The sequence below is a fragment of the Roseomonas sp. F4 genome, assembly GCF_053891155.1.
The window spans coordinates 323,229-335,444 of record NZ_JBSSHK010000004.1; the positions used below are offsets into that span (position 1 = coordinate 323,229).

A 12,216-nucleotide genomic window follows, 5' to 3' on the forward strand; every position below is an offset into this window, starting at 1 on the left:
GATCGGGCAATGCGGCCGGGCCCACGGTGGGCGACAGTTAGGCACCTGGTCGGGTCGCCGTAAAAGTCTAAGGGGACGATGGGATGCTGAAAGGCAAAAACGCGGTCGTTACCGGTGCCAGAACTGGAATCGGGCGAGCCGCCGTTGAGAAGCTTGCGGTCAACGGGGCCAATATATGGGCTTGCGCAAGGCAGCGAGATGAGGCGTTCGAGGCTGATATGCACAGCATCGCCGAAAAATGCGGCGTGTGGGTCAAGCCCGTCTATTTTGATTTCGCGGACAAGTCTCAGATCGCCGCGGGCGCAAAGCAGATTCTCGACGAGAAGCTCCCGGTCAACGTTCTGGTCAACAACGCTGCGATAAACCAGATCGAGCTTTTCATGCAGACCAAAGTTGAAAAGATAGAGGAGTTGTTTGCTGTCGATTTCTTCGGACCGCTGTTTTTCACGCAAAAGCTGATCAAGCGAATGATTCGGGAGAAAGGCGGAAGCATCATTAACATATCATCGGTTCGGGGATTGCGTCCTGCGCCGGGTAGGCTGGCTTACTCTTCAGCCAAGGCCGCGCTGAAGATGGCGACGGAAACGCTTGCACTTGAACTCGCCGCATCTGGTATCCGGGTCAATGCCATTGCGCCGGGGCAAATAGGTTCGGAACGGATGATGGAGGAGCTGAAGGAAAAAAATACCACGATCAGCAACGCCCTTGGGCGCTTCGGAACTCCTTCGGAAGTGGCTGACGTCATCCTTTTTCTGGCCAGCGGCATGTCGAGCTATATGACCGGCGAGACCATCCCGGTCACCGGTGGGACGGGTGTGGATTTTGCGGCATCTTGAGATAACCCAGTTCGCACAGTAGGGTCCGCCGGCGCTTTCAGTGCGCGATGAATCAACCACCTTGGAGAGATGAAAATGCTGGAAACCTATAAGAAGCTCTTCTGCGAAGCCTTCGAGATCGAGAGCGATGAGGCGGAGACCGCGACGCCCGAGACATTGGGCACCTGGGATTCGCTCCGCCATATGAACCTGATTGCCGCCCTGGAAGACGAGTTCGGCGTCGAGTTCGAGCCGGATGACGTTATGGGGTTGAATTCCTATAACGCGGGCATCGAGCTGCTCAAGAAATACGGGGTTGCTCCCTGATGTTTTTGCTTCTGGACCGAAAGCCACCGCAGGATTGCGCCGTCAAGGACGACAGCGGCGGCTCGCTGACCTATGGTGAAATAGCGACGTTCGCGCAGCAATTGAAAGCTGTCGTTCCGAACAGGTCCTTGGCTTTTTGCTTGTGCGCCAACGATTGTGGCTCATTGGCGGGCTATCTGGCCCTCTACGAGAGCCGCATCGTGTCTCTGCTGCTGGACGCGTCAACCGACCAGCAGCTGCTCGATAATCTGATCGACGCCTACGCCCCCGGATATATGTGGTGCCCGGAGGATCACAACGATGCTCCGCCGCTCATCTCCTTCAAGGGCTATAAGCTGGTCCGCATGGCTGACGATGGCCCGGCCATGCACGATCAGCTGTCCTTCCTGCTCACGACAAGCGGTTCGACCGGCAGCCCTAAGCTGGTGCGGCACAAATATGGCAATTTGGAACATAACGCCAAGGTTGTGGCGGAAGTGTTCAATTGGTCGCGGGATGAGCGCGGTCTTTGTCAGCTTCCGATGCACTACACCATGGGGCTGAATGTCGTTAACAGCCTTCTTCATGCGGGCTCCACCGTGCTGCTCTCGAAAAGCAGCCTGATGTCCCGGGAATTCTGGGCGTTCTTCAAGGCGCACGAACCCACCAGCTTCACCGGTGTTCCCTACAGCTACGAAATCATGCTGAAGATGAAGTTGCTGAGGATGGATGCGCCTCACTTGAAGGTTCTCTCTTCGGGGGGCGGAAAATTGCCCGAGGAGATATTCATCAAGCTGGCTGAGTATGCCGAAGCAACGGATCGGAAGTTCTTTTCCACCTTCGGCACAACCGAAACATCGGCCCGTTTGTCGTATTTGCCGCCCGAGATCGCGCTGAGAAAGATCGGCAGCATCGGCCGCGCTTTTCCAGGTGGGGAAATGTATCTCATTGACCCCGATGGGGCCAGGATTGAGCAGCCCGACATGGAGGGCGAGCTGGTCTTCCGCGGTGATAACGTCACCATGGGCTACGCGCAAAGCCAGGCAGATCTTTTGCTGGGAGACGAGTTCCAGGGCGAATACCGCACTGGAGATATTGCCCGCCGCGATGCGGACGGCCATTTTTACATCGTCGGCCGGATGTCGCGCTTTCTGAAGCTATTTGGGCATCGCGTGAGTTTGGACGCCTGCGAGAAGCTGGTCTCGGAACGCTTCGGCACGGAATGCGTCTGCACGGGCACCGACAAGCAGATGGCCATTTTCGTGATGAATGGCGAGGTTCTGGGCGATGTGCCGCCGTTCCTCGCCGAGACGACCGGCTTGCCCAGAACGGCCTTCAAGGCTTACGCGACCAGCCAAATTCCCAGAACAAACAGCGGCAAGGTCAACTACAAGGAATTGGCGCGCGATCTGCTCTGATTGCTGACGTACTTCAGGACCGCGTGCGGTACTTAATCCCGCCCCTTCATCACGCCAGATGGAGGGGAAGGATGGAACTGTATCGGGGTGATGAAAACAAAATGGCGCACCCGGAGGGATTCGAACCCCCGACCCACGGAGTAGAAATCCGATGCTCTATCCAGCTGAGCTACGGGTGCGAAGCCGGGGCGGTCAGTGGGACCAGTTCTCGCCGCGGCCGAACTTGAAGTTGTCCGCATAGGCCTTCGGCTTGATATCGGCCCGCACCACCGGCGGCTGCGCGACTTCATAGGTCCAGCCGCGGCTCTCGGCATAGGCGATGGCGGCCTCGGCGGTCGGGAAGCGCAGCTTCACCTGGGCCTGGGTGTCGCCGGATCCGGGCCAGCCGGTCATCGGGTCCAGCCGCTTCTTCTCACCGGGGGCGAATTCCAACAGCCACTGCCCGGCGCCGGCGCCGGCGCGGCCGGACTGCATGGCGGATTTGGGCTGGCGGTGGATGCGGGCAATCTGGCTGTCGCGCGACATGGGGCGGCGGTCTTCCCTCGGCAGGGTCGGTAGGCTCGCTGCTGCATACCACAACACGCGGCATCTTGTCGCGACCCCTGCCCTCGCTAACCCCTGGTCAAGCAAGCGCATCCGATACTGCGGCCTCGCCAAAGGAGGCCTCCCTTGCCCCTCTCCCATCCCGGCCTCGCCTACTGATGCCCGCCCTCCTGTCCTTCTATGAACTGCCCGATATCGCGGTCTACGCGATCTTCATGCTGGTCTCGGCCGGCCTGGCCGCGGGCGCCTGCGCCACCATCTCGCCGCGTCTGAGCCTGCCGGATCGCAAGGACCATCTGGACATGGCCCTGCGCAGCACCGCCGCGGTGGTCTCCGCCCTCACCCTCACCCTCGCCTTCTGCGCCATCCAGGCCCGCACCCAGCAAAGCGAGGCGCAGCGGCTGATCTCGGCGGAGGTCTCGGCGATCAGCGGCATGGCGCGGTTGGCGGACCGGCTCGGGGCCTCCGGCACCGCGTTGCAGACCGGCATCCGCGCCTATCTCACCAGCATCACGGAGCAAGAATTCCCCGGCATGGCCGATCGCGGCCGCCACCCAGCCACCCAGGAAGTGGCGGAGGCGCTGGAACATGCGATCTACGCCACAGCCGCCGCCATGTCCGACGTCATGGCCCAGGACCTGCTGCAGGAGGCGGATGACCTGGATACGGCGCGGGAACAGCGCCTCAATCATGCCACGGACGGGCTGCCGAAGCCGTTCTGGATCCTGATCAAGCTGCTGATGCTGTTGCTGATCGCCAGCGGCGCCATGTATCCGGCGCGCCGGCACGTGCTGGGCCTGCTGGCCATCCAGGCCGCCGGCGTCGGCGCACTGGTGGCCTTCGTCTTTCTGATGGACCAGCCCTTCCGGGGCAATCTCGCAGTGTCCCCGGCGCCCTATCACACGCTGATGCGCAGCATCATCCACCGCTCGGAAGTCGCGGCCACGATCCGGCGCGGGCTGATGGTGGCGCAGCCGCCAGCCGTCGCGGCCGAGGATTCCACCCGCCTCGCCGGGGATGACCTGCCGCAGCCCAGGCCGTAAAGACCCCTCCGTGGCGGAGGAGTAGGGAACGTGGCCTGGATCTACCTGGTCGGTGCCGGTCTGCTGGAGATCGGCTGGGCGATGGGGCTGAAGCACACGCAAGGCTTCACCCGGCTGGTGCCGTCCCTGCTCACCGTCACCTGCATGGCGGCCAGCTTCTGGCTGTTGGCGCTGGCCCTGAAGACGCTGCCGATCGGCACCGCCTATGCGATCTGGACCGGCATCGGCGCGGTCGGCACCGCCATCCTCGGCATCTGGCTGCTGGGGGAACCGGCCAGCCTAGGCCGCCTGGCCGGGGTGGCGCTGATCGTGGGCGGCATCGTCACGCTGAAGATGGCAAGCTGAGGCCGGGCTTGACGCCCCGGGCCGGCGCCGCGACCGTGGCCTTGTATCCCAGGAGGCAGCGATGACCGAAACCCTTGAAAAACTGGAAAAGTGGCGCGGCTTCGTGTCGGATGAGGAGTTGGAGACCTATCGCAAAGGCGGCTTCGCCCGCCGCATCGGCATCGGCCGCCGCCCGGCGCTGCTCAACATCGACACCACCTATATGTTCGTCGACCCCGAATACTCCCAATGCGGGCGGGAGGATCCGGCGCTGCTCGCCGCGTTGGAACGGCTGACGGCGCTGTTCCGGGAACTCGACCTGCCGATCTATTACAGCCGCCGTGACGACCGCACCCATCCCAGCTATCGCGGCATCTGGAACCTGAAGCTCGGCACCGCCGGGGACTTCCAGTACAGCCGCGACCCCCGCGCCGACGAATGGCCCGAAGCCTATGCGCCGCGCGAACAGGACCGGGTGGTGATGAAGAACAAGCCCTCCTGCTTCTTCGCGACGCCGCTCGAAGCCTTCCTGCGTTATGACGAGGTCGACACCGTCATCATCTGCGGCATCTCCACCAGCGGCTGCGTGCGGGCCGGCGCCATGGACGCCTTCTCGCACAACTTCCGGGTCGTGCTGGTGGAACAGTGCTGCGGCGACCGCAGCCCCAGCGCCCACAAGGCCAACCTCTTTGATCTCGACATGAAGTTCGCCGATGTCGAGAGCCTGGAGTATGTCGAGCGGGAGCTACGCGCGCGCTTCGGCCTGGCGCGCGCCGCCGAATAGATCAGGGGCTGGCCGCCGGGGTGACGCCGATCATCGAATCGCGCGTCACCAGCGCGGCCAGTCGCGCCGCGTCCCAGCCCTCGGTGCCCGCCGGGCGCGCGGGGACCACCAGGTAGCGCAGCTCCGCATTGCTGTCGTGCACGCGCAGTTCGGTCCCCTCCGGCAGCGTCGTGCCGAATTCGGCCAGGATGCCACGCGGGTCGCGCACCGCGCGGGCGCGGTAGGCGCGGCTTTTGTACCAAGCGGGCGGACGGCCGAGGATGCTGCGCGGGTAGCAGGAACACAGGGTGCAGACGACCAAATGATGCCGCCGTTCCGTGTTGAACAGCGCGGCCAGCTTCGTCCCCGCCGAATCCAGGCCCAGCTCCGCCGCCGCGGCCACCGCATCCTTCGCGAGTCGTCGCGCGAAACCCGCATCGGTCCAGGCGCGCACCACCAGGGCGGCGCCGTTATGCGGGCCACGCGCATCCATCCGCGCGATCTCCTCGCGGATTTCCGTCGCCGTCAGGATTCCCTTGGCCAGTAGCAGGTTACGCACCGCCATGCCGCGCAGCCGCAGCGGGGAGAGCACAGTCTCCGCCGCGTCGTGATCCTCCTGATAGGGATGATCGTCGTCGTGGTCATGATCGTGGTCGTCATGGTGGTGATGCCCCGCCGGCTCTCCCTCCACCCGATCCAGGCCTTCGGCGCGCAGCCGCGCCTCCTCAGCCTGCAACTCGGCCTCCGGCAGCGTCCCCTTCTTGATCAGCAGGCTGGAGAAGGCGAGAATCCAGCGCTCGTAATAGGGCATCGCCCAATAGGTCGCGGAATCGAGCTGTTCCTGCACGCGTCGGCTTTCATCCGTGGTGAACAGGCGGTGGCCGGCCAGCAGCATGCGGATCGCATCGGCCTCCTTCTCCCAATGCGCCGCCTCACGCTCCTCCCGCAGCACGGGGCCGTCGAAGCGGCCGCCGGCGTCATGGGGCGGATGGTCCTGCGGCAGCGTGGTCATGGCTCTCTCCCGGGAAGCGTCGCGCAAGCCTCGACATGGCGCGCGGCCCGCGTCAACGTGGCTGAAATACAACTGGGAGACAGATGGGAATGACGATGCAGAAAACCCTGTTCGGGCGCCGTTTCCTGCTGGCCGCCGCGGGCGGCGCCCTCGCCGCGCCCGCCATCGCGCAGCCGGCCTGGCCGCAGCGCGACCTGCGGCTGATCGTGCCCTTCCCGCCCGGCGGCACCACCGACGTCGTGGCTCGCATGGTGGCGCTGGCGATGCGCGACCGGCTGGGTCGCGCTGTGGTGGTGGAAAACCAGCCGGGCGCCGGCAGCACCACCTCCGCCGCCCGTTTCGCGCGGGAGGGTGACGACCATGCGCTGTTTGTTTCCCAGATCGCCTCCCACGCCATCGGGCCGGCGCTGTATCGCAACCTCGCCTATCGCCCGATCGAGGATTTCCGCGCGGTGACGCTGATGGTCACCGTGCCGAATGTCTGGATGGCGCATCCCGCCAAGGTGCCGGGCGATATCCGCAGCTTCCTGCGCGATGCCCGGGCGCGGCCCAATGAACGCAACTTCGCCTCCGCCGGCAACGGCACCTCCACCCATCTGACCGGGGAGCTGATCGCCCAGCTGGCCCGCGCGCCGATGCAGCACGTGCCCTATCGCGGCGCCGGCCCCGGCATGGTGGCGGTGATGGGCGGCGAGGTGGACAGCTTCATCGATAACCTGACCACCGCCCTGCCGCAGATCCGCGCCGGCACGGTGAAGGCCCTGGCCGTCACCTCCCCACGCCGCCTGCCGGACCTGCCCGACGTGCCGGCGCTGGCGGAGCTCGGCGCGGAGTTCGGCATGGAGGGCTTTTCGTCGGAGGCCTGGTTCGGGTTGCACACCCACCGCACCGCCTCCGACGCCGTGGTGGCGCGGATGGCGGCGGCGGCGCGCGACGCGCTGGCCGACCCGACCCTGCGCCAGCAGCTGGCCGAACGCGGCACCACGCCGCAGGGCAATGCGCCGGAGGAATATGCCGCCCTGGTCAGCGCGGAGCTGGAGCGGTGGCGTGATGTCGTGAGCCGGGGCAATATCCTGGTGCAATGACAAACCCGCCACCCGACCTTCCCCCCGACCTCATCGAGGACCTGCTCGGCCTCGCGCCGGATAGCCCCCTGGGCGTGCTGCGCCGCCGCCGCCCCGAAGCCCTCCGCCATGCGGAGGGCGCCTTTCGCGAATTGGTGCTGCCTGATAATCCGGGCGGCATCAGCCGGGCGGAGCGCGCGCTGCTCGCCTGGCATGTGGCACGGCGGGAAGGCGATTTGGCGCTGGCCGCGCGCTATCGCGACCTGGCTGGGGAGGTGCCGCCCTCCCCGCGCCTCGATGCGCTGCTCGCCTATGCTGAGAAGGTGGCGATGACGCCGGAGACGACGACGAAGGCGGATATCGACGGGCTGGCGGCGCTGGGCCTGTCCTCCCGCGACATCGTGGCGGCGACGCAGTTGATCGCCTTCGTGCCCTATCAGCTGAGGATGCTGGCCGGGCTGCGGGCCATGCAGCAGGAGAAGGCGGCATGACCCGCTTCACCATGAAGCCCGTCGGCTGGCGGCCGCGCCTCGCCCCCGTGAAGGCGGAAACGGCGACGCCCGAGCAGCTCGCGGCGCTGGAAGCCTGCCCGCCGGCGCAGCGCCGCTCCACCTACTTCCTGACGCTCGCACATGATCCCGGCTCGCTGGGTGAGCGTGGCGCGCTGTTCAACATCGTCATGTATGCCGAGGGTGGGCTGGGTCGCGCCGATCGCGAATTGGCCACCGCCGTGGTCTCCATGGTGAATGGCTGCGTCTACTGCACATCCGTCCATGCGAAGCGCTTCGTGGAGCTCAGCGGCGACGAGCCCGCGATGCAGCGCATCCTGGACGAAGGCTGGGCGGCGGAGCGCGACCCGCGCCGCAAGGCCATCGCCGAGGTGACGGAGGCCCTGACCCGCGACCCTGGCGCCGTCACCGCCGCGCATCTGGCGCCACTACGGGCCGTCGGGCTGGACGACCTCGAGATCCTCGACCTGCTGCATTCCATCGCCATGTTCGCCAATGCCAACCGGCTGATGCTGACGCTCGGCGACCCGCTGCTGCCGCGGGTGATGTAGGCATATCAAGCGGCGAAGGGCGGTCGCGATTTGTCACGATGCGCGCGGTGGCAGCCTGCCGTTTGAGGCATGGACTTCCAGCACCGCACTATCCCAGCCGGCAATCCGCTCTGGCCCGGCTGGGTGCGTGTCCAGCATGCCCGTCTCTGCCCGGCCTGAAGCGCGTGCCATCGTGACGAGAAAGCCGCGCGCCTTATCGAGATCGATTTCTGATCGATACAAGATAAGAGCGGCCAGATAATCGGCCTCACGCTCCTGCTCTTTCGAGAATGAGATGCGTCCGATGGCGCCCCCGAGGTTGGCACCGGCCTCGACGCTGCTGCGGCTCAGGTTAGGATCGTAATAGCCGCCACGTGCCGCGTAAGCGCCCGCCGCTCCGACGATGAGCGCGCCGATCAGCGCTCCAACGGCTTGATTTTTCTGGGTATTCACGATGTGATTCGCTGCCTGATGACCCATTTCATGGGCCAGCACGAGGGCGACCTCTTCCTCGTTCGCTGCATACTCAACGATGCCACGATTGATCACGATGGCGCCGTTCGACCCTGCTCCAGCATTGAGGGTCCGGTCCGGAAGTGCGCGGAACGTCCAGGTGCATACCCCGACGTTCATCTCCCTGCAGAGTTGCTCCGCTGCTGGGCGGATTCGTCGGAGCGCCGAGCGCATGGTGTCGAGAACTTCGTCATCGCTGATCTCGCGGCGCGGCGGTGGCCCCTCTGAGGTCCGGATCTCGCCTTGCGCCAAGCTGATATTGCCATTCGAGATCTGGGGCAGCCTGTGGATCGCCCCGCCGCAGCCGCAGAGCAAGGACGAACCTGCCGTCGCGAGGAATGAACGCCGACGCATCTTCCTTTTCCACTTTCCATCTATCATTACATCGTAATGATAAGACATTCTGCCGCGCAAGTTTGTAATTTCGATTTCAATATGAAAAACGATTCACATAAGTAACGCGAAGCACACCGCATACCCGCCCCCACTTGATTCGATATCATAACAGCATCAGCATGGTGACGGGAGTGCCCGCTGATTGCTCTGCGGTAGGAAAAGGGAACGCTATGGAACGGTTTCGAGCCGGGCGGTTGGTCGCCCTGATGATGATCCTGCTGATGCCAGCATGCGCGGTGCAACGAGACTATATCGAAGTCCGACACGTTCCGACCGTTGCGCCGCCGCAGGTACCTGGTGCGCAGGATGTGGCAGTTTCCGTCGTGACCCGCGATGATCGGAGCGGCAACCGTGAACGGGTCTCCGTCAAGAAGAACGGCTACGGCATGGAGATGGCGCCCATCGTCGCGACCAACGACGTCGTCGCCGAAGTTGGGCGTCTGGCAGAGGTGACGCTCCAAGGGATGGGCTTCCAGACCAACCAGGAGCGCGATGGCGCCGTCACGGTGGAGGTCCATAAAATCTGGAACGACTTCAAGCTCGGCTTCTGGTCAGGCCAGGCCGTGTCCGAGGTGAATACGACCATCGCCGTGCGCGCCCGGGATGGCCGGGTCGTGTTCAGCCGCATGTACAGTGTTGAGGCTGCCGTGCCCGAGATCATGATCATGTCCGGCGAGAATGCGCGGCTGTCGCTCGTGCAAGCCTTCGACCGATTGGCGCAACGCCTGGCCACGGACCGGGACCTGGCTCAAGCGCTGCTGACACTCAACGCCGCTCCGGGCACCGCACCGCCGCCGGTCGCGGCGCCTCCGCCGCGACAAACTATTCCTCGGGGCGGCGTGCCCTTGAGTTGATGACGCCGGGCAGGCGGCCAAGGCAAGCGGTCGGACCACATCCGAGGTCAGCCGGCCGCGACCCCTCCCCTCAGTTGATCTGGGCGCCCGAAATCCGCACCAGTTCCGCGTGGCGACCCAGCTCCTCCCGCAGATAGGTCGCCAGGCGTTCCGGCGTGCCGCCGCCATCGAAAGCCATGCCCGCCGCTTCCAGCCGCTGCCGCGCGGCGGGGTCGGCCAGCACCTCATTGGCCAGGGCGTTGAGCCGCGCGACGAGGGCGGGCGACGCGCCGCGCGGCAGCATCAGGCAGAACCAGGTACCGAAAGCGAGCCCGGGCATGCCGAGTTCCGCCGTGGTCGGCACATCCGGCAGTTGCGGCACGCGGTGGTCGGAGAAGACCGCGATGGCCCGCACCCGCCCGGCATCGACCAGCGGCTTGGCGCCGGTCACCAAATTGAACATCGCCTGGATGCGCCCGGCGATGAGGTCCGTAGTGGCCGCCGCCGGCGCCGCATAGGGCACATGGGTCAGTTGCGTCCCGGTGCGGGAGGCGAAAAGCTCCGCCGCCAGATGCATGGAGGACCCATTGCCGGTGGTGCCGTGATTGATGACGCCTGGGTTCGCCTTGGCATAGGCGGCGAAGGCGGCCAGGTCGCGCACCGGCACGTCGTTGTTCACCGTCAGGATGTTCGGCACGCTGCCGATCAGCACCACCGGCGTGAAATCCCGCACCGGGTCGAAGGGCATATCGCGATACATGGCCGGGTTGGTGGCCAGCGTGCCGGCCCAGCCCCAGAGGATGGTGTGCCCATCCGGCTCCGCCCGCGCCGCCGCCGTGGCGCCGATATTGCCGGCGGCGCCGCCGCGGTTCTCGATCACCACCGGCTGCGGCAGGCGCTTTTCCAGCTCCTGCGCGAAGATGCGGGCCAGGGTGTCCGCCGTGCCGCCGCCGCCCGGCGCCGGGACGATGATGCGGATCGGGCGGTTCGGCCAGGCGGGGGCCTGGGCCAAGGCGGGCGCCGCGGCGCCGATGGCCGCGGTGGCGAGAAGGCTTCGGCGGCTGAGGCTCATGGCGATGGCTCCCTGGGGAATGCCGGAACGCTAGGGCCCCCGCCGACCGGCCTCAATAGCCTCGCGCGGGGTCCACGCGGTTCGGCGCCGGCTGGCCTGCCCTCATGGCGAGCAGATTGGTGAAGAGGATGTCCAGCGTGTGGTCGTTATAGGTCTCCGGGTCGTCGGAGGAGACATGGGGCACCACCAGCATCCCCGGCATGCGCCACATCCGGTGGCCAGGCGGCAACGGCTCCGGCACCGCCACATCCGTCACCACGCCGGCGAGCGCGCCGGCCTCCAGCGCGTCGCAGACCGCGTCCTGGTCCCAGACCGCGCCGCGCGCCATGTTCACCAGCTTGGCGCCGGCGGGCAGCAGGCCGATGCGGCGGCGGTCGATCAGGCCGCGCGTCTCGGGCGTCAGCGGGCACGCGAGCAGCAGGAATTCGGCGCGCGGCAGCACGGCATCGAGCCCGGCCATGGTCACCACCTCGTCGCATTCCGGATGCGGGGTGGCGCTGTTCCGCACGCCGATCACCTTCATGCCGAAGGCCCGCGCATGCTTCGCGGCGGTGCCGCCGATGCTGCCCAGGCCGACGATGCAGACGGTGCGCCCGGCGAGCACGGAGCCGAAGCGCTTCGTCCAACTCTCCGCCCGCTGCTGCGTGCCGAAGAATGGGATGTGGCTGGCCAGCATCAGCAGCGACATCAGGGCGAACTCGCCGGCCTTGGCGGCATGGGCGCCACGGTTGTTCAGCAGCGTGACCTCGGGCGGCAGCCAGCCGAAGGGCGCCAGCCCATCGAGGCCGGCGGAGGTGCAGGCGATGACCTTCAGCTTCGGCGCGATGCCTGGCAGGGCGCCGACGGGGAAGCGGGCCTTCACCACGCGCGTCCAGGTCAGCAGCACCTCCGCCTGCCCGATCGCGGCTTCGAAGCCGGCATCGTCATCGGCGAAGGAGACGTCGGGCGTGCCGATCTCGGGATGGCGGGCCAGGGCGGCGGCGAGCTGGGCCTGGGTGACGGGGAACAGCTTCTCGCCGTGTGGATTCTGGATATGGATGCGCATGCGCCAACCCTCGCAGGCCGGCGCGCCGCG

The 12,216-nt window shown here is 66.0% G+C and carries 15 protein-coding genes and 1 tRNA gene; 10 read left to right on the forward strand and 6 right to left on the reverse strand.

The window, feature by feature from the left end; all coding sequences use genetic code 11:
- Window positions 1-83: 83 nt before the first annotated feature.
- The 3 genes from ACVFYP_RS17950 to ACVFYP_RS17960 all read left to right on the forward strand — a co-directional run bounded on the left by ACVFYP_RS17950 (window position 84) and on the right by ACVFYP_RS17960 (window position 2,539).
- The gene (locus ACVFYP_RS17950) at window positions 84-836 is read left to right on the forward strand and encodes an SDR family NAD(P)-dependent oxidoreductase (protein WP_499201570.1); all 753 of its coding nucleotides are present in this window, start codon (window positions 84-86) and stop codon (window positions 834-836) included.
- A gap of 75 nt (window positions 837-911) precedes the next feature.
- Window positions 912-1,142, forward strand: a complete 231-nt coding sequence (locus ACVFYP_RS17955; protein WP_499201571.1) for an acyl carrier protein — start codon at window positions 912-914, stop codon at window positions 1,140-1,142.
- Window positions 1,142-2,539: an AMP-binding protein gene (locus ACVFYP_RS17960; RefSeq protein WP_499201572.1), complete on the forward strand. Its 1,398-nt coding sequence runs from the start codon at window positions 1,142-1,144 to the stop codon at window positions 2,537-2,539. Before ACVFYP_RS17955 ends, ACVFYP_RS17960 begins: the two co-directional genes overlap by 1 nt.
- 102 nt (window positions 2,540-2,641) lie before the next feature.
- On the opposite strand, the gene ACVFYP_RS17965 is transcribed toward ACVFYP_RS17960, so the two are convergent.
- Both ACVFYP_RS17965 and ACVFYP_RS17970 read right to left on the reverse strand, forming a co-directional pair.
- Window positions 2,642-2,718 (reverse strand) — tRNA-Arg (locus ACVFYP_RS17965).
- 13 nt (window positions 2,719-2,731) lie between these two features.
- On the reverse strand, window positions 2,732-3,064 hold the full coding sequence (locus tag ACVFYP_RS17970) for an ETC complex I subunit (protein WP_499201573.1): 333 nt from the start codon (window positions 3,062-3,064) through the stop codon (window positions 2,732-2,734).
- 176 nt (window positions 3,065-3,240) lie between these two features.
- Here ACVFYP_RS17970 and ACVFYP_RS17975 point away from each other — a divergent pair, with 176 nt between their 5' ends.
- From ACVFYP_RS17975 to ACVFYP_RS17985, 3 genes are all read left to right on the forward strand, one after another.
- Window positions 3,241-4,125, forward strand: a complete 885-nt coding sequence (locus ACVFYP_RS17975) for a bestrophin-like domain (protein WP_499201574.1) — start codon at window positions 3,241-3,243, stop codon at window positions 4,123-4,125.
- Window positions 4,126-4,155: 30 nt separating this feature from the next.
- Window positions 4,156-4,470 (forward strand): quaternary ammonium compound efflux SMR transporter SugE, encoded by a 315-nt coding sequence (gene sugE / locus ACVFYP_RS17980; RefSeq protein WP_499201575.1) that lies wholly within the window; start codon window positions 4,156-4,158, stop codon window positions 4,468-4,470.
- Between the two features lie 61 nt (window positions 4,471-4,531).
- Window positions 4,532-5,233, forward strand: a complete 702-nt coding sequence (locus tag ACVFYP_RS17985; protein ID WP_499201576.1) for an isochorismatase family protein — start codon at window positions 4,532-4,534, stop codon at window positions 5,231-5,233.
- 1 nt (window position 5,234) lies between these two features.
- Here ACVFYP_RS17985 and ACVFYP_RS17990 read toward each other — a convergent pair whose 3' ends face one another.
- Window positions 5,235-6,224 carry a nitrile hydratase subunit alpha gene (locus ACVFYP_RS17990; RefSeq protein WP_499201577.1) on the reverse strand — a complete coding sequence of 330 codons (990 nt, stop codon included), beginning with the start codon at window positions 6,222-6,224 and terminating at the stop codon, window positions 5,235-5,237.
- A gap of 89 nt (window positions 6,225-6,313) precedes the next feature.
- On the opposite strand from ACVFYP_RS17990, the gene ACVFYP_RS17995 reads away from it, so the two are divergent.
- Genes ACVFYP_RS17995 through ACVFYP_RS18005 form a run of 3 tightly spaced genes read left to right on the forward strand, consistent with a single transcriptional unit; the run spans window position 6,314 to window position 8,348 of the window.
- A complete protein-coding gene (locus ACVFYP_RS17995) occupies window positions 6,314-7,309 on the forward strand; it encodes a Bug family tripartite tricarboxylate transporter substrate binding protein (RefSeq protein WP_499201578.1) in 996 nt (331 codons plus the stop codon).
- Window positions 7,306-7,779, forward strand: coding sequence for a CMD domain-containing protein (locus ACVFYP_RS18000; protein WP_499201579.1), 474 nt, complete (start codon window positions 7,306-7,308; stop codon window positions 7,777-7,779). The genes ACVFYP_RS17995 and ACVFYP_RS18000 overlap by 4 nt, the downstream gene beginning before the upstream one ends.
- A complete protein-coding gene (locus tag ACVFYP_RS18005) occupies window positions 7,776-8,348 on the forward strand; it encodes a peroxidase-related enzyme (RefSeq protein ID WP_499201580.1) in 573 nt (190 codons plus the stop codon). Before ACVFYP_RS18000 ends, ACVFYP_RS18005 begins: the two co-directional genes overlap by 4 nt.
- 33 nt (window positions 8,349-8,381) lie before the next feature.
- Here the strand turns inward: ACVFYP_RS18005 and ACVFYP_RS18010 are convergent, their stop codons facing one another.
- A complete protein-coding gene (locus tag ACVFYP_RS18010) occupies window positions 8,382-9,242 on the reverse strand; it encodes a M48 family metallopeptidase (RefSeq protein ID WP_499201581.1) in 861 nt (286 codons plus the stop codon).
- Between the two features lie 200 nt (window positions 9,243-9,442).
- Here ACVFYP_RS18010 and ACVFYP_RS18015 point away from each other — a divergent pair, with 200 nt between their 5' ends.
- Window positions 9,443-10,090 carry a YajG family lipoprotein gene (locus ACVFYP_RS18015; RefSeq protein WP_499201582.1) on the forward strand — a complete coding sequence of 216 codons (648 nt, stop codon included), beginning with the start codon at window positions 9,443-9,445 and terminating at the stop codon, window positions 10,088-10,090.
- 70 nt (window positions 10,091-10,160) lie between these two features.
- On the opposite strand, the gene ACVFYP_RS18020 is transcribed toward ACVFYP_RS18015, so the two are convergent.
- Window positions 10,161-11,141, reverse strand: coding sequence for a Bug family tripartite tricarboxylate transporter substrate binding protein (locus ACVFYP_RS18020; RefSeq protein ID WP_499201583.1), 981 nt, complete (start codon window positions 11,139-11,141; stop codon window positions 10,161-10,163).
- Between the two features lie 52 nt (window positions 11,142-11,193).
- Window positions 11,194-12,186 (reverse strand): D-2-hydroxyacid dehydrogenase, encoded by a 993-nt coding sequence (locus tag ACVFYP_RS18025; protein ID WP_499201584.1) that lies wholly within the window; start codon window positions 12,184-12,186, stop codon window positions 11,194-11,196.
- Between the last annotated feature and the right edge of the window lie 30 nt (window positions 12,187-12,216).